We start from the raw sequence: 26,118 nt of genomic DNA, 5'->3' as shown, positions 1-26,118 counted from the left end.
AGATACCCCTCCTTCATGATGTGGTTATTGGTATTGTTATTCGTTAACCCTTGACTGCTCCGGCTGTCATCCCTTTCATCATCTGCTCCTGAAACAGCAGGTAGAGGAGAACTGTTGGGATAATAGACAACGTCATCGCAGCCAGCGTAAGTCCATAATCGGTCTGATAACCGTCGGCAAAATTGGCGATGGCTAATGGCAGTGTTTTGAGCTCTGTTTTATTAATGAACACCAAGGCAAATGAGAAATCATTCCATGCATGTAAAAAGCTAAGGATCGTGACTGTAGACAGGGCGGGCAGTGACATCGGAAGCATAATGCGGAAAAATAATCCCCACAGCCCTGTACCATCCATAAACGCGGCCTCTTCAATATCACGAGGAATACTGGTCAAATATGCAGTAAGTATAAAGATGGCTGTTGGCAGGGCAAAAGCAGTGTAAGGCAGGATTAGAGCCCAGTACGTATTTAATAGAAGCATCTGCTTCATTAGAATAAACAAAGGAACCAATGTGCTGTGTATAGGAATCAGCATGCCGATAACAAAAAATGCAAGCATAATCCCCTTCCATCGAAAGGCAAACCGGGCAAGCACAAAGGAGGCAAGAGCGGATATAAATAAGGTGAGTGCCAAGGAGCCTATTGATACAATCATCGAATTGTTAAAGGCATTTCCAAGGTTTGCGCTCTCCCAGGCTACAGTGAAATTCTCCCATTTCCAGACTTCCGGTAATCCAAAGGGTCTGTTATAGAAATCCTCATTGGTCTTGAAGGCACTCGTAACAAGCCATACAAAAGGATACAATGTCACAATTCCATAGAGCAAAAGCACAAACCAAAATAACGCTCTTCCGATACGACGAAACAAAGTGGAAGCTTGAGAAACGGCAGGTCTTGAACCTGCAATGTTTGGCTGCATGTGTATGCCTCCTTTCAATTCTATTGGCATGGATTTAATTTGCAAATGTATTTTGGCCTATAATCAACTCTGAAAAATGCAAATTACACCGATGATTCTTTTTTTCTCGAAGCGAGCCACTGACTTGTTCCAATCAATAAGAGACTGATCAGTACGATCGTTGTCGAAATGGCGCTTCCGAATCCGTAACGATAGGTCGTAAAGGTAGAGTTATACATGTAGGTTGCCAGCAATTCTGTGGTATGCGCAGGTCCGCCCTTTGTCATGATGTAGACGAGATCAAATGACTTCAAGCTGCCGGATATGCACAAGATGACGGCCACCTGCACGGTGTTTTTAATCATGGGCAGAGTAATGCTCCATATTTTTCGAATCCCTGTTACTCCGTCAATCTTAGCTGCATCATGAATTTCACCTGGGATGTTCTGAAGTGCTGAGACGAAGATGATTAAGTACAATCCGACAAAGCTCCAGAGTAATGGAGGAACGAGCGAATAGATCGCGATGGCCGGATCTGACAGCCATTCCATCTTCCAATTCTCGAGATGTAGTGCATCCAGGAGAAAGTTCAAGATACCGATCTGAGGGTGATAGATATACTGCCAGATCATACCAATAACAACCGTAGACAAGACCATAGGTAAGAATACAGCTGAACGTAGAAACTTTTGCAGAAAGCTGCTCTTATGCAGCAGAACGGCCAAGACCAGCGCAAGTGGGATCTGTCCAAAAACAGAGGCAAGCACAAAGATAATGTTGTTTTTCAGTGCTCGCCAAAAGATCGGGTCTTTAAAAATCTCTGCGTAATTCTGAACTCCGATATAGACCGCGTCCCCAATTCCTGACCAGTCAAAAAAACCATAGTACGCTGACCAAATGACCGGTACGAATACGAACAGCGCATATAGAATTACTGCAGGAGCGAGTCCTATAACAATAAAGCGGCGATTTCGCAATGCATTCATGGCTTTGACACTCCCTTTAAATGAGAATACCCCTCCCCTATCGGGAAGGGGATTATTCTATTTTCCAACGGCTGCAGCCTGGGCATCCTGAATCTTACGGGCAACCTCTTCCGGATTGCCGTTCATCAGCAGCTCCTGCAGGCTATTGTTGACCACTTCGGTTGCGGCTGAGCCAAACTTGGAATCATATACAGGCGTAATCTTGACATCCTGCATCAGTTCATACAGTTCTACAAAGAGTGGATGAGCCTTGCTTCGATCCAGTTCAACGTCATAGCTGACGAGCGTGCTGCTCTCAAGCGTTGCTTTTTGACCGTCTGGACCGGCTAATTCATAAAATAGCTCCATAGCTGCTTCTTTGCGTTCGCCAGTCAGCTTCTTGCTAACACCAAGACCCGTGCCGACGACTCCAGCGGTTACATTCTCCTGGCCCTTCCCTCCTTCGATTGGAGGCAGTATCGTGATATGGGTATTGTTCAGCACTTCTTCCGGTGCGTTATTCACCAGGTTAGCCAGGGCCCATCCGCCATTAATGACCATCGCTGCTTTTCCTTGAAAATAGAGCTGCATCATTTGCGTTTCATCGATGCTGTTAAAGCCATCCTGAAAAGCACCTGAGTCTCCAAGCTTCTTAAGCACATTCAAAGCTTCTACAAACTCTGGATCTGTAAATTTTGCACCGCTCTGCTCGATCGCCGATAAGAACCATTCTGTTCCTGTAATCCGGTCGGCAAGTGTGCTGAATAGTGTAGATTGAACTACCCAGTTAGCCTTATTACCGAGAGCAATGGGAATGACATCCTTCTCATTAAATGTCTGAATTGCGGACTCCAGTTCCGTCCAAGTGGTTGGGACCTTAACCCCGTGCTCTTTGAACAAGGCTTCGTTGTAATAGATAAAAGAGCTTGGCGCAAGGTTCATCGGTACAGAGTATATATTCCCATCCACGGTATAGCCGTCAAGCGCATTGGGAATGAACTTATCCTTCCACTCCGGATTTTGGTCAAGTTCTTCGTTAATAGGCTGGAGCAGATCCCCTTTAACGAATTCCTTGGTCATGGCATCCGGCCACATGACGAAAAGATCAGGCATTTCATCAGCGGCAGCCACCGTACGGAGTCTTGTACGCAGCCCATCGGACGGCAGTCCTTCATCAATCACTTCAATGTTGGGATGATCAGCTCTAAATTGCTCAATAATACCTCGCATCGCTACGGCCTTGGCATCCTGACCTGTCCAGTTGTGCCATATGGTGATGGACACCTTCTCTGAATCTTCGTTATTGCCACTCGTACCACTTCCTCCGCCGCATCCTGCAGCAATGACCGAGATAAGCAAGCACAAGCTAAGGACAATACTCCATTTCTTCATGTATGGCTAACCCCCTTAAATATGTTAAGTCTCATTCTAATAGAAGCGCTTACACCTGATAAGGAGAATAACATCGGTAAGAAGGTAGAAAAATAACGGATAAAAATAAACCGCGATGATCGCGGCTTATCGATAAACGATTTTATAGTCAATTCTTTCTTAAAGGAGTTTGAACAGCACTTCGGGATTGATCCTTCTTGTGAGCTCATCCAGCTCCGGTGAAGCATACCAATCCTGCTCAAATAAACTCTGACCGTATTTAACGGTATGGATTACCGACCCGGCGGACAGATAAATATTGTGATGCACTTCTGGAAGAAATACGACACTGTCTCCCTCTCTTAATATCTGGACTAATAGCTGATCAGCACGCTTTTCCGCATAAATAATCCATCCTGTTTGCACAATGTACAGCTCTGTTGCTGCCCGGTGAAAATGACTGTTCTGCCAAGTACCTGCATCAGGTGCTACTGTCCTGCAATATGAGCTTCCGTCCATAGAACAGTTTAAACGGAATTTGCTCTCGCCATTGTCCATCTGATCAAATTTCGTATAGACTCCATATGCTTGAGCTTCAATTTCGGATATTTTTTTCAAATATATTCATCTCATTTCACTTATGTAATTTCCTTTATTTTACTTAGTGGAACGTGTTTCTGCCTATATACATATGTGACTTGGTTATGGAGCAAGGTTTGTGATTCATGTAGAATAAGGGTTGGCTAATTCACACGGAAGAAGGTTTACATATGATTGAAATTGTCGTACTGCTCCTTGTCGGAGTATTGTCTTCATTATGCGGAGCGGTCGTTGGACTTGGCGGAGGATTTATCATTGTTCCTTTTCTTGCCTTCGCCTATGATATGCCTGTCTCGGAGATTGTCGGAACGTCTCTAGCTGTATTAGTGTTCGGATCACTATCCAGCACGATTGCTTATGTGAAGCAGAGAAGAATTGATATGAAGAGTGGCACATTATTCGCGGTCGCCATGATACCTGGTTCTGTTCTCGGTGCCTTTACAGCCAATATTGTGAGTAATCGTGGATTTTTCGTGGCACTGGGTGTTTTTCTACTATGCATGGCGATATTTCTACTGAAAAAACCGCAAAAATCACAAAATTCATTACTGAAGCCTACGGTTACTCGAGCATTCAGTGATGCGAGTGGAACAACACACACCTATTCATTTAATCTAAAGGCCGGCGTCTCCATTGCACTGGTTGTCGGATTCATATCCAGCTTCTTCGGCATCGGGGGAGGCTCTGTCATGGTACCGACGATGGTCATGCTGCTCTCGTTTCCAGCACATATCGCTGCCGCCACTTCCAGCTTATCGATCCTGATCTCTGCTACATCAGGAAGTATTGCGCATCTAGCCTTAGGACATATCGATTTCATGAAACTATTGTGGCTGGCAGCAGGTTCTCTCATCGGCAGTCAGCTTGGAGCGAGAATTGCATCGAAGCTGCCAGGAGGAGTCATTCTGCGCTTCCTGTCCATTGCGCTGATCTTCGTAGCGATACGGTTAATGTTCAAGAGCTAACAACAGGGCAGCTAAGTTAAACACAAAAATATAGGCTGGAATGCTCCAACCTATATTTTTAAAACATCATGTTTGAAGGAAAATCACGCATTTTAGTACCTGCTGTATTCGATCTCACAAGCATCATTTCTTATTTGCTCTATAATTGTTAAATATGTAAGAGTTGATCTCGTCTGATTTGTTATCATGATCTACCACCTCAAGCTCCGATTCAATTTGTGCATTTCTATGTATCGCTAATTGACCGATCATTAAGGACTTGAGTGTCTGTTTCGCAGATTTCGTAACTTCTTGCAGTTCAGCGAGATAGAGTGGCTGCTCTCCGCTATGCTTGATATGCTGAACAACGGCTTGAAGCTGCAGATCTTCTCCAAGATGAAGGGTAACCCGATCATTTCTTTGAAGTCCAAGAACGGATCCTGCGGCAAACAAGATCTCGTTCATGCTCAAATTTTTCACTTCACCTATAGAGTCTGTTTCATTGCTCAGCGATCCAGCATCTGCTGACTTAAGTTCTCTTTCAATAATACAAGTTAGCTGATGTACCGGCAGCAGTACTTCTTTGCGACGCTGGAAGAATCTTTTCTGAACCGGCGGAGGAAGAATACATAATATATGTTTTCGATAAAGGCCGATAGGATAGGTATCAAAGGTAATCAATCCTTCTGCATAAATGGTGATGCCTATGGATTCCCCGAGAGAGATCCTCTTGTTCTCATTTAGTGCAATTTCAAACACATCTCCATCAATATATGTAATACGTCCTCCGAATGTATGATCCCGCGTCCGAATCATCACCATACTCTCCAATAGAACAAACTCACTGATCTTGTCTATTAACATTGTTTACCCATCCTCTCGCGATCAGGACATAAAAAAGCACACATTTACCAATTAGGTGAAATGCATGCTCCTCATTGATTCTATATATATCGGCATTTTGAATCCATTCGTGAATTAAGTCCCGCAAAAGGTTTGATATTCACAATCCTTCGGAGGCAGTATGGCATATTCCTTTTGTTCCTTGGAATAGGCATACGGATCAGCTAGAACCTCCAATAACTGCTCCATCACCGACAGATCCTCATCCTCCACAGCTGCTTCCAGCGCTTCCTCCACTCTGTGATTTCTAGGAATCACGGCAGGATTGCTTCTCTTCATTAAAGCTTGCGACTCAGCCTTGCTCTCTTCTTGCCGCTCTAGACGCTTCTGCCATTTGGAATGCCATTCCTTATACTCTTGCGTATCAAACATGACTTGACCAGCCAGCTGATTCAAAGTCAATGCACGGAACGTATTCGTATAATCCGCCTGATGCTCCTGCATCATATCCAACAGCTCGGCTATTAAAGCCTCATCTTCTGGTTCTTCATTAAATATACCGAGCTTGGATCGTAGACCCGACAGCCAGTTCTGATGAAATAAGCTGAAATATTCTGATAACGTCTCTTCGGCCATCTTCACAGCAGTATCTTCATCCTCGTGCAGGAGGGGCAGCAGCGTTTCTGCAAAACGTGCCAGGTTCCATCCTCCGATCTGAGGCTGGTTGCCATATGCATAGCGGCCCTCTCGATCGATGGAACTGAATACGGTTGCCGTGTCATATGTATCCATAAAGGCACACGGACCATAATCGATCGTGATTCCGCTCAGCGCCATATTGTCGGTATTCATGACCCCATGAATAAAGCCGACCAGCTGCCATTTTGCGATGAGTGATGCTTGTTGTTCCACCACTTTCTTCAGGAGATTCAAATATCGTCCTTCATCCTGCTCTACATCAGCATAATGCCTAATTAATGTGTAATCAGCGAGTGCTCTTAGATCCTCGATACTTCCCCAATTTCTCACAAATTGAAAGGTTCCAACACGAAGATGACTATCTGCAACACGGGTGAGTACAGCGCCAGGCAGCACGCTCTCACGATATACGGGTTCACCGGTTGAGACAACGCCCAGACTGCGGGTTGTAGCTATTCCAAGTCCATGCATCGCCTCACTAATAATATATTCACGAAGCATCGGTCCGAGCGCTGCCCTTCCATCACCACCTCTGGAGAAAGGCGTTCTTCCCGCTCCTTTAAGCTGAATGTCTAAACGCTCACCGTCTGGCGTCAATTGTTCACCTAACAGAATGGCGCGCCCGTCCCCAAGCATGTTGAAATGCCCAAATTGATGTCCAGCATACGCCTGAGCGATGGGAATAGCTCCTTCGGGGAGGATATTGCCTGCGAGAATGGCTGCTCCTTCATCACTATTTAACAAATCTGGATTCAATCCTAGTGACATCGCAAGCGGTTTGTTAAATATAACAATGCTTGGAGCTTTAACTTTAGAAGGTTCTGTAGGTTTATATAGCAGATTCGGCAGTCGGGAATAGCTCTGATCCAAGTTCCAGCCTGCATCCTTACTTGCATTCATATTTGTCATCATGTCTCCTATATTCTCATCAAAATGAAAACTCCACTTTTGTATTGTTTACGGCAAAGCCAAACTTATCCGCATTCACAACTCGTATTGATCTGCAATCGCAGCTTTAATGCTTAATCCTAAGTTTACCAAAAAACCTGGAGAAAGTCCTTTAGATCCAAAAGTGTTATTTTGCTGATATTCTTGATATTGCTTCAGGTTTGTTCTAATCAACTTCACCACACTCCTCATATTAAGATAAGATCCGCTTTCCCGTCAGTTCCTGAATCGCTCCAATATTATGCGTGAATTCAAGTGTCTAATGAATCATGAATTTCTAATGAATCTACTCTCAAATTATCATTGGATAACTTGCTGACTTGTGATTACAATCACAAGAATAAGGCGTCCTTTTGAATAATAAAAAAAAGAGCCGGCGTTTATTCGCCGACCCTGCTGTTAAGCTCTATACAGCTTCCTTCTTGTATTTCTAATTTAATTGTTCCGATTAATAATGTAGTCAAGCAAATGCTTCAGAAAATCGGTTTTTCTCGACATTTCATTCAGGGCTTCGATGGCGTTACAATAATGATCCCACATCATCTTGCTCGCACCTTCCTTACCTAGCACAGTGACAAAGGTGGAGTTATTATTCTCAACATCCTGTTGGATCGGCTTTCCTAATGCCTCTACATCCCCTTCGGCGTCAAGCAGATCATCCTTAATCTGAAAGGCAATACCTGCATGGTAAGCGTACTTTTTGAGCAGATTCACTTCAGCTTCATTCGCCTTAGCAAGAATTGCCGGCATCACGAGAGAGGCTTCGAATCCAATCCCTGTTTTGTAGAAACAGATCATATCAAGCTCGGCAAGTGTCAGCGGCTTCCCCTTGGAATTCAGGTCCATGGCTTGCCCCATACAGATTTCCCCTGCCTTTTGGGAGGAGTATTGGATCAGAGAGAGCACCGAAGCTGGGTCGAATTGATGCAGGGAGGTTTGTTCCTCCGTCGCTTTTTGAATCAGAAACAACCCGGTTAACTCAGCAATAGCACTGCTGTGCACCTCATGCAGTGTAGCCCGGCCTCTGCGGGTAGCCGCATTATCCTGTGATGGAAGATCATCGAAGATCAAGGAAGCCGTATGCATATACTCCAGCGATCGAAGGAGCGGGATAAGGGACGAATATTCCAGACCATATTCATTGACTCCCATAACCCAGGCTAGCAGTGGGCGCAGACGTTTGCCTCCTCCTTCAAGACTATAGTTGGCAGCATCGATGAGCGGCTCCTTCATTGGAGAGATGCCTTCAGGCTTCGTGATCTCAAGCACACGGTTGATTTCGTTCTGAGCTGAGTTAAGCGTCTCTAGAAACTTTTCTTTCTCGGATTGATCATGCTTCATCACGTTCAGCATCTCATCTCGCAGCAATTTGTCGAAGAAGTCGACGTCTTCTGCTTTATCCACCATGTACTGAATGAGCTGGTTAAACTCAGGATGCCCGGAAGAAAAAATCTGCATGATTTCGTTGTATCTTTGTTGACCGACACGCTTCTTGCAGCGCTTCAAACCATTGATTGCCCGATCTAATATCACTTCTCTCGTCTTCGGATCAGACTTGTATACATTGTGAATCAGGTTCGAGATCACTGCCCAGTATAACTCAAAAGGGTTAACCAAATCTGTTCTATGATCCCGGTGTGTTAGATAGTACGTATAGGGCGTAACCGCGCCATCCTCCAAGTCTTCGAACATATCCGCGAAATCATCCGCCAGCTGATTGTAGATCCCATAGTAAAAGGTTCGATAATCAAAGCCTTCATCCTCAGGAGCACTGATGACGGAACGCACAATGAGCCGGGAGGAGGAGGATTTGAGAATGACAGGAAGGTACAGCTCTTCATTGGTGTAGCTTGTGTTTTCAAGGCTTTTTACACGGTCAATGTCCTGTGACTCAAAGAACACATAGGATTGTTCAAAAAAAGTATTTATCGACTCCGGGCGCTGATAATTTTTAATATACTCAAATGCTTCCTTAAGCTCAGAATGAATAAATTCAATGAGTGCTGTATTATCTCCTGACCATTCTTGAATATGTAGTGCAGGGACTTTTCCGGTAAGCAGTGCCGTTCGAATAAAATGAGCGTACCTCTCCTTCTCCTGGGTGCTTAACGTTTCGGAATCGAGCAGATCGTCAATATAAGGATAAGTCAGGCCATAGGAATATCCGAGTCTTATTGCCTCATCAATTCTCCTTGCCCGTTCTGTAGGCGGTGTATCGCCATCCATATCATCCAGGACATGCATAACAACGCCAAATATGATCTTAATCAGCTTGCGCTGAGCCTGCTCCGCATTCATCTGCTCAGGGATATGGGAGGAGACGCTGTTTAGCTTATTCATCACCCAAATGGCCGCCGGCTCCACCTTTTCCTTCTGAGCCCACCGATAAAAAGAAGCCAAGCTTACGAAATCCGGCTGTGACTTCCCCTTTTCATTACTATGCTTAGGTTCTATCAAATGACGTTTAATCATGGTAACCATCTGCTGCACTTTCAGCTCGGTATCCGGAGAATCCAGATATTTGCCCATATCCCTTAAGTAAAAATAAGATACACTGCGATCTAGATAATCATCTAATTTTCCCGTTATATTCAAGTAAGATAGGTATTTGTGATAATTGCTGGCATCCATTTTCTGTTTATCCTGCGAAAAAAAAGACCATATCGAACGTCGATGAATATGTTTGTTCTTCCACACTTTGAAATCATCCTTCAGCGCAGATACATAACTCTTATCCCATACTTGCTGCTGTAGCAGTTTAAAATACGCCGTCGCCTTCTGTTCGGATTGCAGGTACCATGTCTCGGATTGATCTGTATATTGCTTAATCATTTTGTTGTCTAACCTCAGTTTCCTAATTTGTATATGTTTAATTATAGATTTCATCAATTCTCTTTGTTCCTATACGTATTACAAGCTGATGGGTTACAAATGTATTGTTCGAATCTTCATTTGGTAAGTAACTTCAGAATGAATACTATGGATATAAATTAACATCCTTCACGGAATAAGACAAAAAAAGAACCTGGCTGGTCTGCCAGGTTCTTAATACTGCGAAAAAGTTGCGAAATAAGGATCACGATTTGTTATTTGATGGAAACCGCATATTTTTCCCGAGCTGCTTGGGTCGCTTCAACCATATGCTTCAGTGATTGTACCGTTTCTTCGGCTCCTCTTGTTTTCAAACCGCAATCGGGATTGATCCAGAATAATTTAGGATCCAGCACGCGCAGAGCACGGTCAATCATAGAGGTCATTTCTTCAACCTTCGGAACACGCGGGCTGTGAATATCGTAGACTCCAAGTCCGATGCCCAGCTTGTAAGTATTATCCTCGAAGCTATGAATAAGCTCACCGTGACTGCGTGATGTCTCGATCGAAATGACATCTGCGTCCATATCTTCAATCGAATCAATCATATCATGGAATTCGCAGTAACACATATGGGTATGGATTTGGGTGGAGTCCTTCACCGTGCTTGTAGTCAAGCGGAAAGCCTTCACTGACCAAGCCAAGTATTCTGCCTGCTCTTCTTCTTTTAAAGGAAGTCCTTCACGAACTGCAGGCTCATCGACTTGAATCATTCCAATGCCCGCCAGTTCAAGCGCTTCAACCTCTTGTCTTAGTGCGTAAGCAAGCTGATAGGCGATCTGCTCTCTTGAAATGTCATCTCTCACAAATGACCAATTCATAATAGTGATCGGACCTGTCAACATCCCCTTAACAGGACGTGAAGTTTTGGATTGGGCATATTTCGTTTCTTTGACCGTCATCGGTTCTTCAAATCGAATGTCCCCAAAGATGACAGGCGGCTTCACGCAGCGAGAGCCGTAGGACTGTACCCAGCCGTTCTGAGTGAAGGCAAATCCGCCAAGCTTCTCACCGAAAAATTCAACCATGTCTGTCCGTTCAAACTCTCCGTGTACAAGCACGTCCAGTCCAATCTCTTCCTGCAGATGGATCCATGTATCGATCTGCTCCTTGATGAAGCCTTCGTATTTGCTGTCGCTCCACTCGCCCTTACGCCAGAGTCTGCGCGCTTTGCGTACCTCAGCCGACTGCGGGAAGCTGCCAATCGTGGTTGTAGGTAGCAGCGGCAAATCCCATTTATCCTGTTGAAGCAGGTGACGTTTCGAGAATGGCTGACTTCTCTCTGGATTGACGGAGCTAATGGCTGCGACCTGCTCACGAATATCGTTACGCTTGCGATCTGGTGACTGTTCCAGCGCACTTAGAGACGCATCACAATCGGCAAGCTCTGCTTGGATTGCCTCGCTTCCTTGATTGATCCCCTTGGTCAGAAGAACCAGCTCCTTCAGCTTCTCGTCGGCAAAGGCCAATGCGCCTTTCAGTTCGGGGGCGAGAGCTGTTTCGCTTGCTAGGGATACAGGTACATGAAGCAGGCTGCAGGAAGATTGAACAATGAGACGATCCTCAGATACCCATTTGCTGATATCTTGCAGCTGTGCAAGCTTGTCACGCAATGAGGCTTTCCAAATCCCGCGTCCATCGATAATACCAGCTCCAAGCACTTTGTCTTGAGGGAATCCATGTTTCTCGAGCGACCTTACATTGCCTGAATATCCATGAACCAGATCAAGTCCGATCCCTTGTACCGGCAGCTGAATGATATCCTCATAGTTCTCAACGGATTCAAAATAGGTTTGAAGCATAATTTGGAGCTTAGGTGCTGCAGCTGCAAAGGTACTGTAGATCTTTTGCAGCCGCTGGATGTCCTGTGAATCCAGCTTCGTCACAAGGATCGGTTCATCAACCTGCACCCATTCCACACCTTCATTCGACAATTCCTTAAGGATTTGATTATATAGCGGGAGGAGCTGCTCGATCCATTGATCCAGCTCTCCTTCCTTGTAGCCTTTGGACAGCTTCAGGAAGGTCAGCGGTCCAATGATGACCGGTTTACCTTCAATACCGAGTGCCTCCTTCGCCTCTTTGTAGGCAATGAGAGGTTTATTTTCTGTAAGTGCTGGAGCTGCTCCGTCCAATTCAGGAACAATATAGTGATAATTCGTATTGAACCATTTTGTCATTTCACTTGCTGTGGCCTCTTCGGTTCCGCGAGCAATCCCATAATACATGGAGAGGGGTACAGCGCCGCCATCATATGTAAAGCGCTGTGGTACGATACCGAACATTGCAGCCGTATCCAGCACTTGATCGTAGTAGCTGAAGTCACCAACAGGGATAAGATCGATTCCTTGTTCTTTTTGTTTGCTTAAATGACTTAAGCGAATCTCTCGCAATTGTTCATGAAACGCGGCTTCTTCAAGTTTGCCTGCCCAATAAGCCTCCAGTGCTTTTTTCCATTCTCTCTGTGCCCCAATTCGTGGATATCCTAATATGCTGCTCTTAACCATTTCTTAACACTCCTATCTGAAAAATTGTTAAACAAAAGATATCACGGATCAAAGGTTATAGTGTAACTGTAATAAACTATATCTGGTTATAGCCTGTAGCTATAGCTAACAGCAGAGAGAAGGATAAATTGTCGAATACATGATTACGTATGACTCCACAGGAGTGGATCATTCATTCGTCAAATAAGTTGATTTAAAGTTGTCGAAAAGCCACAAAAACAAACGACAAACAAATGGAGTGGATTAGGTCGAATCATGAAATATATTGAGCAGTGCGTGGTTATATTAAGCAAGGTAAACGAACGAAGAAGAACTTAATTAAGAGGAGGCAACAAATCATGGAAAGCACTCATGAATATGTGAAGAAATTAAACGAAAATGCCGAGAAACAACGCCATAACAAAAATAATGGCAAAGGCACGCCTGGCGATAAGCTCCCATCCAAGCAGCATAGTACCAATAAGTAAACGACATTTATATATCTACATTTTTGTCGTTTTAAGATTTTCAGGAGCCTGTCTGTTTGGTCAAGCCTCTGTTTCCGACAGAGATGCGACCTATAGAAAAAAGCCTGACGTGTCAGGCTTTTTCAAATCCATCATTCAATCTTGATAGTTTCATGATTGCTCCATATTGAAGATCGCATCAATTCTTTCTTTTGCACCTTCCCATGATTCCATCACAGGTACTTTGTATTGCTCCAGTGCCTTTAGATTCCATGGATGAGGGATACAGAGAACCTTCTTCCCTCGCTCTATGGCGGGCAATAGATTATGCATACCATCATCGATGAGAAGATCATATTCGATCAGAGATTTCCTTTTACACACAAACATCTGCTGTAAAGAAATAAACGGCATATGCTTCTGAAGCCAGTTCCACTTCTCCGCTGCCGATGAAGGGTCTCCCGCCGTAACGATAATCAGATCATATGCTTCATTAAGCTTCTCCATCTCAGCTACAACATGCTCATCAAATAGCTCCAGCTCTTCGTAAATTCGCGGCCGGTTAAAGAATACATCACGCGTACTGTCTGGATGACGCAGGTGATCCGTGTTCCAGTCGATCATGTCTTCATACCGTAATGGATGTGTCGGAAAATCATTGTTGTTATGAAATATTGCTCTTCTGATGAAATGACATATCGTATCGTCCATGTCTACTGCTACTACGGGCTTCGTCATAGATCCTCCTGCTATTGGCTGAAATCTTACTTTCTAATTCATTTTATTGATACATTAGAAGAAAGCATTTGTCAAACGACAGACATGAATTATTTATTTCTGATTTGTCTCTTTATAGCTATAATCGCACCCAAATGAAGTCCTTCATGAAAAATAGTTCGGATGAGCACTTGCTCAATTGTGTGCATTCCCATCTCTGTAGGAGCAAACTCTTCTTCCATTCGATCCTTGTATGTCTCCCGAATAAAGCCTGGTTGTGCCTTCAATAGAGCGGCCAGCTCAGGCAAGGATGGGGTATCTTCTGTGAACTGGGCCGGACTGGTTCCATAACCGAACCACTCATTAAATGCACTTGATACTGCCAGTTCTTCCTTAGTAAGAACACGTATCCATAAATACTGATCTAGAATGATATGCCCCAGATTCCATCTAATATTGTTGTTGAACCCCGCAGGTATGATCTCTGCTTCTTCTGCGGTAACGTCCTGCACAAGGTGTAGCAGCTCCATTCGATATGTATTCAACTGTTCAAATAATACCTCATGTCTACTGTTCATTACGTCCCCTCCTCTTCTATTTGTATCAATATTATACAAAATTTTACTAAATCCTCTATGCAAGGTAATACTAACTTCAGTCAAATTCAATCAAATGATCGGATTCTTGCTTGCTATTTTGTTCCCCCAGAACTTCAAATAAGGTAAACTAAGATATTAAGAAATTAGATGTTTTCTTATACAGAGAAAATAATGGATAGCCGTGTAAAGGAGAGATTTTGAATGTCCGATAAAAAAGAACTAGGTACCTTGCGGCAGTCATTACCGAGCTGGGTGGAAGCCAGTATCCCCTGTTCCGTGAATGGAAAAGTTGCCTCTTATATTCCCGAGCTTTCCAAAGCTCCACATGATGCACTCGGCATCACCATCCTTGCACCTGACGGCGAATCTGTATCTGCAGGAGATTGTTCCCAGGTGTTTACCATGCAGAGCATCTCAAAAGTGTTTACACTCATTCTCGCGCTCATGGATAATGGCGAGGATGAAGTGTTCAAACGTGTTGGCATGGAGCCCACAGGAGACAATTTCAATTCCATGCTGAAGCTTGAGCTTGTGCGTCCAGGTATTCCCTTCAATCCTTTTATCAATGCAGGTGCGATTACAGTTACTTCTCTCATTCATGGCAGAAACATGGAGGAGAAATCGCAGCGAATTTTAAACTTATTTCATAGCTTGACCGGAAAAGATGAACTTGCTTATGATATCGATGTTTTCAATTCAGAGCTGGAAAGCGGCGATCTAAATCGTTCGATTGCCTACTTTCTTAAGGGGAATCAAGTGCTGATTGGAGACGTGGATGAGGTACTGGACATTTATTTCAGGCACTGCTCCATCCTGGTTCAGTGTGCGGACTTGGCGCGAATGGGGTTAATTCTTGCCTTTGATGGCATGGATCCACTTACGGGGAATAGACTGCTGCCCAAGAGATATGTACAGATTGCGAAGACATTCATGACAACATGCGGCATGTACAATGCTTCTGGCGAATTTGCCATTGATGTTGGTTTGCCTGCCAAAAGCGGTGTTTCCGGTGGGATCTTGTCACTTGTTCCTGGTCGATACGGAATCGGCGTTATTGGTCCTTCGCTGAATGATAAGGGGAACAGCCAGGCAGGAGTTCATTTGCTTGAGATCGTATCCAAGCAGATGAACTGGAGCATGTTCTAATCCGGAAAGAGAAGCTACACACTTGGACAGCTTTAACGATGTGTAGCTTCTTTCTGTTCACATTTATATTTGTTTTTCTAACCAAATGGCGATCGTTTGACTCTCTTCAGTGCCAGCTTCACCCGATACATCATTGTAAATTCCTTTTACAGTAAACCCTGCAGCACTTACCTCTTCAATCAATGATTCTGCTGTAAAGAATTGATGCCAGATGTTATAGGTTGCTATCTTGTCCTCAGTAACCACTGTCGTTTGCTCTAATGTTACTCGATTCGGATATTTGAGATTTCTTACGATAGCTGCATAGGAATCCCCAGACCAAAAACCACCGTTCTCATGCAAACTCCAATATTGTTCTTCCTTGAACTGATCAAATTTATACTGAGAGAACACATCTAATAATAGCATTCCACCATTCTTCAAACTGTTCCAAATGTTAAAAAGCAATTTACTGCGATCTGCTGGCGCAAGAGCACCATAATCACAATATATCAATAGGGCCAAATCATACCTATTTGATTCATTTAACCCGGGCCACAGCCTAAATCTAAGACTTTTTGATAAGGTTTCTGGGGAGCAGCTAGTTGAATAAAATCAATAGATTTATCGATAAATTCAAAGCTTCTACTGGCTCCTTCAGCATCAGAGTTTAGATGAACTTCTAACAATTGATCAGCAATATGGGGCTCTTGCCAAAAAGTATGATCGGTCCGTTCAAATTGTAAAGGTACATGCAGCTGGTTTAATAATCGTTTCATAAAACATCCTCCTTATAAATAGATCAACACAAAGAAACCGCAGAGCTCTACTCTGCGGTTAACCATAGAGAATACGTCCGTAGAGTAAATAATCAAATGGACAAACCAAATAAACACTAAAAAATGCTTATTTCTGTTTGCTTCAATTGATCTTTTACTCTTTTCCAGTCATAACAAAGTCCGTGAATTTCAAACTTCTGCTATGCCGAACTTCTTCACCGAACCCCTCAATTTGTATACTAACATGAAATATGTCTAATGCTATTTAACCGATTCTTGAAGTCTGTGAGCTGCGTGCAGTGTAGGTCCTACAAACCGGTTCAGCGGGAAACCGCCTGCAATCGCTTTGGTAATGAAGGACTTCCCTTCACGAACTGCATCTTTTACAGACAAGCCCTTCGCAATACCGGCAGTAATCGCCGCAGAAGTTGTACATCCCGCACCATGTGTATAGTTAGTTTGTACGACATCGGCTTCCTGCCATTCAAAGCTCTTGCCATCATATAGCAGATCTACTGCTCGTCCAGGTTCAATGACGCCCCGATCTTTGATGAGGACATTCTTCGCTCCATGTTCATAAATGATGGCAGCTGCCTGCTGCATCTGCTCACGAGAACGAAGGGGTCCTGTCTTCGCCAGCTGGGAAGCTTCAAATAAATTAGGCGTAACCAGATCTGCTCCAGGGATAAGATATTTCAGCATCGCCTCGGTATTTTCCGGTTGAAGCACTTCGTCAGTACCTTTGCACACCATTACAGGATCGATTACGATTCCTTTATGCTCACTACGCTTCAGTTCCGAAGCAACAAGCTCAATAATTTCAACTGAGCCCAGCATGCCAGTCTTCATAGCGTCAAATCCAATTCCGTCAAGAACAGTACGAAGCTGTGCCTCTACGATGCCAAGGTCTACAGGATATACAAGGTGATCCCACGTATCAGGCTTCATCGCAACAACAGTTGTGAGAACCGTCATACCGTAGACGCCGAGCTCCTGGAAAGTCTTGAGATCCGCTTGAATGCCAGCACCTCCGCTTGTATCTGAACCAGCTATCGTTAATGTTTTTGGAATAGTCATGATGGTATTCTCCTTTACAATATACAGTTGGAATCATCCTACTGCGAATTCAAGAGCTTGTCAAACGATTTTAGAGTGTCACCTCATCAATTAAAAAAAGAAGAGGAGCAAACTTTTCCTCTTCCTTCCAATACTACGTACATAGTATTTCACCATTCTTCATTTAAAATGTATATTTACAGTGCTTGACTATTGCGATCCGTATGAACCAACGTTTTTTGCTGCCAAGCCTTGCTCTTCCAGCGAATAAACAGCAGAATGCCTCTCATCCATTCATCTGCAATAAATGCCGCCCAAATCCCATACAATCCGTAACCTAAATGAATGCCTAGTATATAAGTGAGCGGGACACTGAAGCACCAGGTCACCAGAATCGACACCAGCATGGCTGCTTTGGCATCACCTGTGGCTTGAAGGGCTCGCTCCAATATAACATTGAAATTACGGCCAGGCTCCAGCAGAAAACTGAGCAGCAACAGGGAAGCTCCCATCGCAATAATATCTGGATCTGTTGTGAACAGCCGGATCAGGGGTTCCCGAAATAAGACAAGGATAGATACGGCACCTAAGGTGATGAACTGACTTCGAATTAAATTACGGAGTACGGTGCTGTAGGTGGCTTCGTGCTTCCCAGCTCCAACCAGCTGACCAACAATGATCTGACCCCCTCTGCCCAGTGAAACGGCCAGGATCATCACAAAAAACATAATGTTCTGAGTGTAAATCTTCGTTGTCAGCGCACTTGCACCCAGCATTGAAATAAACGCTGTTGTCACAAACTGATTGGTGGAATAAGACAAGGATACCGCAGAAGAGGGAACTCCTACACGCAGCACCTTCTCCATATGATCTCTGCGCCAATGCAGCATATCCATCCATTGTATACGAACTTCCGCCGTTCTCCGAAGCAGGATTAGATTAATGATAAGGCCAGCACATTGCGCAATAATTGTGCTGATAGCTACCCCGACAATGCCCAGCTTAGGAAAGCCAAAAGGTCCAAAGATGACTAGGTAATTACCGCATATATTTATAATATTCATGAAGATCGATACAACCATCGTTTGTCGGGTTAAGCCATGGGACTGGATCATCGCTGTTGCTGCACTCAGAAGAGCCTGTATAACCAGTCCTCCTCCAGCAATCATTAAATAGCTCTGTGCCTGATCGAACAAGACCGGATCCAGATTAAACAAGCGGAGTAACGGACCACTAAACACAACTACAGCGATACTGACGACAATCCCAAAAAGAAAATTGAGCGCAAGCGAAGATCCTGCAAGTCTGCCGATCTCTGACTTTTTGCCGGCCCCCAAATACTGCGAAATCACAACAGCAGAGCCGAGTGCAACAAAATTAAACATCAGCACTGCAAACATGATAATTTGATTCGCCACGCCAACAGCGGCTACCGCATCATCAGAAACTCTGCTGAGCATGAAGGTATCGGATGTACGGAGCAGCATCTGCAGAGCCGACTCGACAAAGATCGGCCAGGTAATCGCAAACAAAGTGAGCCTGCCAGCTGGCAGGATGTTCTTATTAGATTCCATATGCTTTCTTTATTTTCTGGGTCCCAAGCTTAGCTGTTTCAAGAGCGGTTAATGCTCCATAATCTGCCTTAAACAGCTCTAGAGATAAGTAGCCCTTATAACCGGATTTGTGTAACAGAGCAGCGAGCTGTCGAGATGGAGCAATTCCGTCACCTGGGAACACTCGGTCCGCATCCTCGATATGCTCCTTCAAAGGGACTTCAGGATAATCATTCACATGTACAATGCCAATCTGATCACCCGTCCAGTCCGCAAGATCTTCTAAATTACTGCCTCCCGTATACATATGAAACGGGTCTAATAACACTTTAGCTCCGGCAACACCGCTCGCTTGTATAACATACTGTGCATCTTTAACACAATTGAGCCGCTTAGCCTTACCCCAAAATTCCAGATAAGGCTCGACTCCGATTCCCCTCGCTAACTCTGCCAGTTTTGCAAATGAAGAGGCAAAGTTATCAAGTTCCACATCACTCACGTTGCCGTAAGGTGGAGCTGCCGCAGCAGTACAGCCAAGCTCTGCAAGGATGTGCAGTTCTTTTTCCGCCAGTTCGAATCCTCGTCTCCGCTCCTCTGGATTGGTGTCTGCCCAGCTCCAGAATGCAATGGCATTCGCGAATTCAAGGCCGTGGGCATCCAGCTCGCTTCGCAGTTCGGATAAGTGTCCACCTGCTTCAAGATAGGCATCAATATCTTTAACCCACAGCTCAATCCCCTGATATCCCGCTTCAGCTGCGATTCGGATCTGTTCCCTTACACCGAGCCGATACGGCAGGAGTGTGGATGTATTCAAGCATAATTTAAAAGGCAGCAACATAATCTCCTTCTTTCCGTATGTAGTTAAGGTTTAGCTTAGGGTTATGGAGTAAACGGTATCCTTCTCTGATCGGCATGACTTTGCATCCCCAGCTCAATAACACGAATAGCCATTCTTGCCTGCTCAGCCTTAACCGTAAGTTCACTCATACCAGTGATGGCTTCATAGACGTTGCGATAATAGGAATCATAGCTGCCAGGGATGGTCTTCATCCGTCCAGTGAAATGAAGCCCATCTAACGTTGTGTTTAAAGTTCCCCACTTATCGTCCGGTTCTTCTCCCCAATGCGGTGTCCCTGGTACTCCGCCAGCTTTGAGTGCATCCTCTTGTGGATCTTCGCCATATTTGAGATAAGACCCGTTCTTGCCATACAAGCGATATCTCGGGGCTGGTTCTACCGAGAGCAAGGTTGACTTCAATCTCACCGACAGTCCGCTGTCATAATGAAGCGTAACATCAAAATAGTCGGATGCCTGAGCCCCTTCTCGCTGCACCTTCAAGTCGGCTTGAATACTGTTGGGCAATCCAAACAAAGTCAGTGCCTGATCAATCAGATGGACACCGAGATCATAGAATGTGCCCGAGCCTTCCCCTCCAGCATCCCGCCATCGTCCTGGATGTGCGAGCGGACTGTAACGGTCCCATATGAACTCCGCTTCTGTTATAGGACCGACCAGCTTCCGCTGAACTACTTCTTGCAGCGTTAGATAATCTCCATCCCATCTGCGATTATGGAATACGCTGAGCACAAGCCCTTTTTCCTGCGCGATGGAGATCAATTCATCGGCTTCCTCGGTTGTTGTCGTGAAGGGCTTCTCCACGACAACATGCTTGCCGGCCATAAGCGCATCCTTGGCAAATGAATAATGATTCGTGCTCGGTGTCGTAATGACAACCAGATCAATGTCAGGATTACGATAGAGCTCGTCGGCCTTCCGCATGACCTGAATTGATGGGTAGTCGTTCAGGCAGGAATTACCGCTTCGCTGAACAATCGCTGCAAGCTCTAGTCCTTCAACAGATGATATGACTGGAGCATGAAAGGTTTTAGCGGCAAAGCCATATCCGATAATACCAACTCGGACACTTTTATTCATATTTAAATTCACCTACTTGATATATTCGTATATGTTCTATCTCTAATGAGATCCAATGTTATATAAAATTCGATTAATCGGATACTGCGATTCAGACACTTTGACAGGAACGAGATCACGATAGACCGGATTGAAGTACTTCTTGCGGTATTGACTGGCTGTGAGACCTTTCACCGACTTAAACAGGCGGCTGAAATAATTCTCATCCGTAAACCCTACGGCAAAAGCAACCTCCTTAATACTCCCAGCTTCATACAGAAGGAGCTGACAGGCTCGATCAATACGTCTGTGAATAATGGTTTCTCTCGGTGAGCGGCCAATAAACTGTACAAAGGATCTAGTAAAATGTTCATGTGACCAGCCGACCTGATGTGACAGCTGTTCTATTGAAATAGGCTCATTCAAATGCTGATCTATATAATCCAGTGCCTTGACGATCTGACGCGGCACCCGATTGGCAAGCTTCATCATCGGCTCGTCATATAGGTATCCATCGATCTCCATCAGTAAAGACCATAGCAAGGAGCTGCCACGCGTCTGAAGTTTGCCGGGATAGGCATATGCGATATGCATAATTTGCTTCATTAATCCAATATGCAGCTCTTCACTCAGTGGAACACAGCTTGGTCCTCCAAGAGCAAAAAAGGGCAGGATCTGTTCAATTTCAGATGGATCGGCGAATCCAAAATGAATGAATAAGTGCCTCGCAGGCTGGTTCGGATCATATTCATAGGAATGCAGTTCGCCTGGTCTGGTCAGAACAAAGCTCGGCTCCTTCAGCACATAAGCTTGGTCCTCTACCCGATAGACACTATGAGTGCTGTCCGGGAAGAACAGCAGCTCATAATCATCTATCCGTCTTGGACCGAGAGCGGTACCGGGCTTCTTGACAATATCGCCGACAATATGGATACGCGGCAATTGGACCTGATGTGTGTGTTGTACCCGGTTTGACATAAGGCTCATCCTTTTCTATTACGCTTTAATCCCCAGCTTCTGCAAATTTCGGAAGCTGATCTTAAGACTTTCCATCGGATCTCTACGGCTCTGATCCTGTTCAACGACGAGCCACTGCGTTCCTACTTGCTTAGCTGTATCTGCAATAGCATGGAAATCGAGAATTCCTTCTCCAATCTCGGCAAAAAACTGCTCCTCCCCAGCTTCCATATCTTTAATGTGCAGCAGCGGACAGCGATTCTTCAATTTGCTTAAATATTGAACCGGATCTACGCCGCCCCGCTTCGCCCAGTAGGTATCCAGCTCAAGCTTCACAAGCTCAGGATCTGTTTCCCTTAAGAGGATATCTAGAGCAAGTTCGCCATCAAACTTGTTGAATTCCCAGTCATGATTATGATACAACAGCTGAACTCCTCTTCGCTTGAACTTCTCTCCGGCTTCATTCAGCTTGGCGGACTTCAGAAGCACCTCATCCATAGAAGAAAAGCGAAGTGACAAGGCAACAAATTTCTCACCATTCACTTCTTCCAAATAATCGGCGATAGCATCCGGGTCAAAGTCAAATTTATCAAATCCTGCATGACTGCCAACAACCTTAAGACCGAGATGATCCAGCAGTGATTTCTGTTCTGCTATAGTCATCCCTTCTGGAGGACGACCTAATTCAATCCCCTGATAACCAATTTCAGCAATTTGGGTTAGCGTTCCCACATAATCTTGGCTGAGTTGTTCGCGAACGGTATAGGGCTGTACTGCGATTGGAAACGTATTCATACTTGTATACATCCTCTCTGGGCTTCTTTTGTATTCATGTATTTCTGTCAATAGTTATCCTTACAATCAATCAAGGCTACATATCCAAGGTGTTATACTTCAGTCCCATTGGGATAGGTGCTGGTCTTTCTGCGGAAGATTTCAGCTTAATATGCTGTCCTTGCTCCGATGCTTCAAAGATTCCCAGCGAGATATCCAGCACATGCCGAGCGAGCTGTCCACTGGCTCGATTTTTCCGTCCTGACTGGATTGCATAGGCCATATCGGCAACACCCATACCCCGTCCTTCTTCTGCATACGGATGGGAATGTGGAATTTCCTTCGTCTGCCCGTTCGCAAATTGAATGGAAATCGTTCCGCCGAAGAAATTCGGGTCTGGGACGTACAGTATGCCTTCCGTGCCATAGATCTCCATACGAGGGGAATAGCCGAACGCTTCCTTAGCCGCAGTGAAGCTGGCCACCGCTCCGCTGTCAAAATCAAGCACAGCCGATACATTGGTCGGGGCCTCGATGGGAACCGACTGGCCAAAGGCAGGAGATTTAGGGTTCTGAATAATGACTTCCTTATGTAGTTGACGCGCAGATCCGGTTACACGGTTCACAGGACCAAGAAGTGCAATCAGAGCGGTCAAATAATAGGGCCCCATATCCATAATCGGGTCTCCACCCAGCTTCAAGAAGTTGCGGAAATTGGGATGCGTACCGCTTGTCGAGTTCCCCATAATAATGGTGGCGCTTGCAGAATAAGGGGTTCCAATCCAGCCGTCATTGATTAATTTGATACAAGTCTGAATCCCCGCACCAAGGAACGTATCAGGCGCACAGCCCACGAGCAAGTTTTTTTCCTTCGCCAGATTTAACACTTGATCGGCATCCTCCCGGTTTAGTGCAAATGGCTTCTCTGTGTACACATGCTTGCCTGCATGCAATGCCTGTAAATTGAGTGCAGCATGCGCACTGGGTGCCGTCAAATTGAGAACGATTTCAATCTCGGGGTCAGCCAGGAGCTCCTCCACGGTATATACATGAGGAATGCCGTATTCCTCGGCTCTTTTCTGGGCAAGCTCCGGTACCAAGTCCGACACTGCTTTGACCTCCACAATGCTATCAAACATGCCGGTTAAATTTTTTAAATATATAGCACTAATTACACCTGTACCTATAACGCCTACTTTAATCCTGCGCACGATCACATCATCCTTTACATATGAAATTGATTCTCTTGTGTAATTATTATTACGCATTACAGCCAGGAGCTCAATGGACTGTAACGCAAATAAACTGGATTTATTTGATGTGATCTCAGGATGAATTACAACGATTCCAGGAACAACAGGTTACGATAAATGTATGGACTGCAGCTAGGCTTGAAATTAAGGGCGATACCTCCATTTTCAATTCCGGATTCAACACGGATCAAGGCTTTCGATTTAACGAGAGCTCGAACCATTTTGTTAACGGCTTTCCCATCTCCTGCGCCTGCCGCTCTCGATAGGGCTGCTGCGAATGGACGGTTGTATGCGAGCTGCGTGTACAATGGAATGACAGCCCTTGCGATCTCGCGGTGCACCCTTGTATTAAAGTGAAATTGAACGGAACCTGGTATAATAGTCGTGCCATTGGTCAGCTCGGTGAATGAATTTTTTTGGGGAAAAGAAATAAAATATCCGATGCCATTGGAACCGAGGGGCAGCCCGATGGCCTTCCTCGAAGCCAGTCCAAGCAGTAACCCCATCTTATCCAGATCCGCTGCAATCACTGCCCGGCTCCACGCAGCTGCATATTTCGGATGCTCTGCAATCGCACGATAGAAAGGCAGCATTACTTTAGCACTGTATTGAACCCGAGATACCGGAATATGCGCTGATTTTTTAGGCGTCTTTCGCTTCATCGTCATGTCCAGAAGCCTCCTACAGGTAAGAATCATTCATAGGATCAGTGTATGACGCTGCTTAGTACATGATTGGGCAACTAATGGCATTTATCAGGTGAAAAAATACAGCTCTGCCGTAAGCAGAAGCTGTATAGGATATATATATTAACTTCTGGGGCAGGATCATTAAAGCTCAGGAGCTGGCATAGCGTCATTGTATATAAAAGGAAGGGAATTACGCATGGCATTATATAGAGGATGATCCTCTCTATGTCTCGAATTCATTATTGATTTCACTGCCATTGTGAATCCGGTGTAGATTTTATGTGGACCATTCTCATTGATGTGAAGATCACCTATGTAATATTTATAAGTTTGATAATCCTGGAGCAGCAGCTCTATGTTATCCAAAAGCAGCTTATGCTCTTCACTCCCCTTCTCGATGATGACTGAATTCGACTCAGACAGCAGCACCTCTTCAATGTAATGACTGTATAGCTGGTTCGTCACAATAAATTGGTTCGTTGACACTTTTTCCCCACCTCTGCCATTGAAATAGGGCTCTATTAATGTAAACTGCTCAACCGCGCGTGAGATATGATCGGAGATTTGACTCGCCCGAAGCGCCAGGTCTTCTCTCTTGACATTGTCCTGATTAAGCAGCACCTGCATGGCTGTCAGCTCGGACACGGGAGCATCAATCCAGTTGCTCTTCAATTCCTCCCACAGCTTTTTATTCACCGACCACAGCTCTGATTTTGCAGCTTTATATGTGCTCAGTTCATCCTCGCTGCGACCATACTGGTAGAATGAAGCAATGCTTGCCCATATGAGCAGTATAGAACATATTATGACGACCCAGATTCTCGTCTTTGAAATTTGATTTGTCATTGTATTACCTCAATTATATTAATATCCTTAGCGTAATTTCTCATAGAAAAAATGTTCGCTGCGATCCTGCTGATTCGCTATCTCTTTGATAACTCGCTTGTAAGTGGTCACGATATCCGCAGGGGCATCTGTATTGAGTTGATAGGGGGCTAGTGCCTCCGTCAGCATCGTGTAATCCGATATAAGATAGCCGACTTCTGTCCGCAATTGATCCATTAATTCCTGATCACCATCACGAAGGGCTATATCGAATTTCAGAAGCCACTTTTTCTTCAGAAATTCCATGTACTCTCTCGTCACCGAATCCATAGATGTGATCGTTACCCGGCCGTTTCTATCAAAATGGTCCTCCATCAGGGTAAACAGGAATAACGCTTGCTCCCAATGGAAATAGACGTTATTCATCCTGTCCCTGATTTCGTCAGATTTCAATTCTTCTTCATTTAGAAGCTCAGCCACTTGCTGCAATTCTTCCAACGGATACTGTATCCAGTGCTGCTTTGTCTTCTCCCAAGCTAGTTCTCTCATTTCCTGAACCGTGTCCTTGGTATAAGCCAGCTGATTGATTTCCTGCTCTGTCTTATGCTCCTCATAAGCATTAATGGGAATGGAGATCAGCGGAATAAATAGAATAAGTCCCAAACATGCGGTTAGAATTAATTTGTTCTCTTTGGATATCTTCATGTTCAACTCCATCATTCATCATTCTGTCGATAAGATAACTAATATTAGCAAAATATACTATATATTAATACTCTTTAAAAG

General features: G+C 44.6%; 26 protein-coding genes. 3 read left to right on the top strand and 23 right to left on the bottom strand.

Going from position 1 to position 26,118, the window contains the following annotated elements; all coding sequences use genetic code 11:
• Positions 1 to 43: 43 nt before the first annotated feature.
• From ACFSVM_RS09575 to ACFSVM_RS09560, 4 genes are all read right to left on the bottom strand, one after another.
• The gene (locus tag ACFSVM_RS09575) at positions 44 to 919 is read right to left on the bottom strand and encodes a carbohydrate ABC transporter permease (protein WP_379261712.1); all 876 of its coding nucleotides are present in this window, start codon (positions 917 to 919) and stop codon (positions 44 to 46) included.
• Between the two features lie 83 nt (positions 920 to 1,002).
• Positions 1,003 to 1,884 (bottom strand): carbohydrate ABC transporter permease, encoded by an 882-nt coding sequence (locus ACFSVM_RS09570; protein WP_379261710.1) that lies wholly within the window; start codon positions 1,882 to 1,884, stop codon positions 1,003 to 1,005.
• Between the two features lie 57 nt (positions 1,885 to 1,941).
• On the bottom strand, positions 1,942 to 3,255 hold the full coding sequence (locus tag ACFSVM_RS09565) for an extracellular solute-binding protein (protein ID WP_379261708.1): 1,314 nt from the start codon (positions 3,253 to 3,255) through the stop codon (positions 1,942 to 1,944).
• A 159-nt stretch (positions 3,256 to 3,414) separates the two neighbouring features.
• Positions 3,415 to 3,852, bottom strand: coding sequence for a hypothetical protein (locus ACFSVM_RS09560; protein WP_379261706.1), 438 nt, complete (start codon positions 3,850 to 3,852; stop codon positions 3,415 to 3,417).
• 152 nt (positions 3,853 to 4,004) lie between these two features.
• Here ACFSVM_RS09560 and ACFSVM_RS09555 point away from each other — a divergent pair, with 152 nt between their 5' ends.
• Positions 4,005 to 4,799 carry a sulfite exporter TauE/SafE family protein gene (locus ACFSVM_RS09555; protein WP_076315244.1) on the top strand — a complete coding sequence of 265 codons (795 nt, stop codon included), beginning with the start codon at positions 4,005 to 4,007 and terminating at the stop codon, positions 4,797 to 4,799.
• 123 nt (positions 4,800 to 4,922) lie between these two features.
• Here the strand turns inward: ACFSVM_RS09555 and ACFSVM_RS09550 are convergent, their stop codons facing one another.
• The 5 genes from ACFSVM_RS09550 to metE form a co-directional block, all read right to left on the bottom strand.
• Positions 4,923 to 5,642, bottom strand: coding sequence for a hypothetical protein (locus tag ACFSVM_RS09550; protein ID WP_379261704.1), 720 nt, complete (start codon positions 5,640 to 5,642; stop codon positions 4,923 to 4,925).
• Between the two features lie 114 nt (positions 5,643 to 5,756).
• Positions 5,757 to 7,229, bottom strand: coding sequence for a protein adenylyltransferase SelO (locus ACFSVM_RS09545; RefSeq protein ID WP_379262958.1), 1,473 nt, complete (start codon positions 7,227 to 7,229; stop codon positions 5,757 to 5,759).
• Positions 7,230 to 7,304: 75 nt separating this feature from the next.
• Entirely contained in the window at positions 7,305 to 7,442 is a 138-nt protein-coding gene (locus ACFSVM_RS09540) for a hypothetical protein (RefSeq protein WP_379261702.1), read from the bottom strand.
• 261 nt (positions 7,443 to 7,703) lie between these two features.
• Positions 7,704 to 10,100, bottom strand: a complete 2,397-nt coding sequence (locus tag ACFSVM_RS09535; RefSeq protein WP_379261700.1) for a polyprenyl synthetase family protein — start codon at positions 10,098 to 10,100, stop codon at positions 7,704 to 7,706.
• A gap of 254 nt (positions 10,101 to 10,354) precedes the next feature.
• Positions 10,355 to 12,646 carry a 5-methyltetrahydropteroyltriglutamate--homocysteine S-methyltransferase gene (metE, locus tag ACFSVM_RS09530; RefSeq protein WP_379261698.1) on the bottom strand — a complete coding sequence of 764 codons (2,292 nt, stop codon included), beginning with the start codon at positions 12,644 to 12,646 and terminating at the stop codon, positions 10,355 to 10,357.
• 338 nt (positions 12,647 to 12,984) lie between these two features.
• Here metE and ACFSVM_RS09525 point away from each other — a divergent pair, with 338 nt between their 5' ends.
• Positions 12,985 to 13,113, top strand: coding sequence for a DUF4023 family protein (locus tag ACFSVM_RS09525; RefSeq protein WP_076315239.1), 129 nt, complete (start codon positions 12,985 to 12,987; stop codon positions 13,111 to 13,113).
• 150 nt (positions 13,114 to 13,263) lie between these two features.
• Here ACFSVM_RS09525 and ACFSVM_RS09520 read toward each other — a convergent pair whose 3' ends face one another.
• On the bottom strand, positions 13,264 to 13,830 hold the full coding sequence (locus ACFSVM_RS09520) for a 5' nucleotidase, NT5C type (protein ID WP_379261696.1): 567 nt from the start codon (positions 13,828 to 13,830) through the stop codon (positions 13,264 to 13,266).
• A gap of 89 nt (positions 13,831 to 13,919) precedes the next feature.
• Positions 13,920 to 14,387 carry a DinB family protein gene (locus ACFSVM_RS09515; RefSeq protein ID WP_090727005.1) on the bottom strand — a complete coding sequence of 156 codons (468 nt, stop codon included), beginning with the start codon at positions 14,385 to 14,387 and terminating at the stop codon, positions 13,920 to 13,922.
• Between the two features lie 222 nt (positions 14,388 to 14,609).
• Here ACFSVM_RS09515 and glsA point away from each other — a divergent pair, with 222 nt between their 5' ends.
• Positions 14,610 to 15,554 (top strand): glutaminase A, encoded by a 945-nt coding sequence (gene glsA, locus ACFSVM_RS09510; protein WP_076315236.1) that lies wholly within the window; start codon positions 14,610 to 14,612, stop codon positions 15,552 to 15,554.
• 63 nt (positions 15,555 to 15,617) lie between these two features.
• Here glsA and ACFSVM_RS09505 read toward each other — a convergent pair whose 3' ends face one another.
• The 12 genes from ACFSVM_RS09505 to ACFSVM_RS09450 all read right to left on the bottom strand — a co-directional run bounded on the left by ACFSVM_RS09505 (position 15,618) and on the right by ACFSVM_RS09450 (position 26,037).
• Complete coding sequence (locus ACFSVM_RS09505; protein ID WP_379261693.1) at positions 15,618 to 16,058, bottom strand: hypothetical protein; 441 nt, start codon at positions 16,056 to 16,058, stop codon at positions 15,618 to 15,620.
• Positions 16,059 to 16,078: 20 nt separating this feature from the next.
• Complete coding sequence (locus tag ACFSVM_RS09500; protein WP_379261692.1) at positions 16,079 to 16,312, bottom strand: hypothetical protein; 234 nt, start codon at positions 16,310 to 16,312, stop codon at positions 16,079 to 16,081.
• Between the two features lie 261 nt (positions 16,313 to 16,573).
• Positions 16,574 to 17,389 carry a bifunctional hydroxymethylpyrimidine kinase/phosphomethylpyrimidine kinase gene (gene thiD / locus ACFSVM_RS09495; protein WP_076315234.1) on the bottom strand — a complete coding sequence of 272 codons (816 nt, stop codon included), beginning with the start codon at positions 17,387 to 17,389 and terminating at the stop codon, positions 16,574 to 16,576.
• A 176-nt stretch (positions 17,390 to 17,565) separates the two neighbouring features.
• Positions 17,566 to 18,942 (bottom strand): MATE family efflux transporter, encoded by a 1,377-nt coding sequence (locus ACFSVM_RS09490; protein WP_076315233.1) that lies wholly within the window; start codon positions 18,940 to 18,942, stop codon positions 17,566 to 17,568.
• Positions 18,932 to 19,759 carry a sugar phosphate isomerase/epimerase family protein gene (locus ACFSVM_RS09485; RefSeq protein WP_090727010.1) on the bottom strand — a complete coding sequence of 276 codons (828 nt, stop codon included), beginning with the start codon at positions 19,757 to 19,759 and terminating at the stop codon, positions 18,932 to 18,934. The genes ACFSVM_RS09490 and ACFSVM_RS09485 overlap by 11 nt, the downstream gene beginning before the upstream one ends.
• A 41-nt stretch (positions 19,760 to 19,800) precedes the next feature.
• Positions 19,801 to 20,856 (bottom strand): oxidoreductase, encoded by a 1,056-nt coding sequence (locus ACFSVM_RS09480; RefSeq protein ID WP_090727011.1) that lies wholly within the window; start codon positions 20,854 to 20,856, stop codon positions 19,801 to 19,803.
• A gap of 42 nt (positions 20,857 to 20,898) precedes the next feature.
• Complete coding sequence (locus ACFSVM_RS09475) at positions 20,899 to 21,813, bottom strand: AraC family transcriptional regulator (protein WP_379261689.1); 915 nt, start codon at positions 21,811 to 21,813, stop codon at positions 20,899 to 20,901.
• Between the two features lie 18 nt (positions 21,814 to 21,831).
• On the bottom strand, positions 21,832 to 22,587 hold the full coding sequence (locus tag ACFSVM_RS09470) for a sugar phosphate isomerase/epimerase family protein (RefSeq protein WP_177178826.1): 756 nt from the start codon (positions 22,585 to 22,587) through the stop codon (positions 21,832 to 21,834).
• 76 nt (positions 22,588 to 22,663) lie between these two features.
• Entirely contained in the window at positions 22,664 to 23,776 is a 1,113-nt protein-coding gene (locus ACFSVM_RS09465) for a Gfo/Idh/MocA family protein (RefSeq protein WP_218145904.1), read from the bottom strand.
• A gap of 125 nt (positions 23,777 to 23,901) precedes the next feature.
• Positions 23,902 to 24,486 (bottom strand): hypothetical protein, encoded by a 585-nt coding sequence (locus ACFSVM_RS09460; protein ID WP_076315228.1) that lies wholly within the window; start codon positions 24,484 to 24,486, stop codon positions 23,902 to 23,904.
• Between the two features lie 162 nt (positions 24,487 to 24,648).
• Complete coding sequence (locus ACFSVM_RS09455) at positions 24,649 to 25,353, bottom strand: hypothetical protein (RefSeq protein ID WP_076315227.1); 705 nt, start codon at positions 25,351 to 25,353, stop codon at positions 24,649 to 24,651.
• Positions 25,354 to 25,380: 27 nt separating this feature from the next.
• On the bottom strand, positions 25,381 to 26,037 hold the full coding sequence (locus ACFSVM_RS09450) for a hypothetical protein (RefSeq protein WP_090727015.1): 657 nt from the start codon (positions 26,035 to 26,037) through the stop codon (positions 25,381 to 25,383).
• Positions 26,038 to 26,118 lie beyond the last annotated feature (81 nt).

This window comes from Paenibacillus shunpengii (genome assembly GCF_042684905.1).
GTDB classification, from domain to species: Bacteria; Bacillota; Bacilli; order Paenibacillales; family Paenibacillaceae; genus Paenibacillus; species Paenibacillus shunpengii.
Note: the sequence above shows the minus strand (reverse complement) of the source record. Positions and strands in the feature narration are given on the sequence as shown.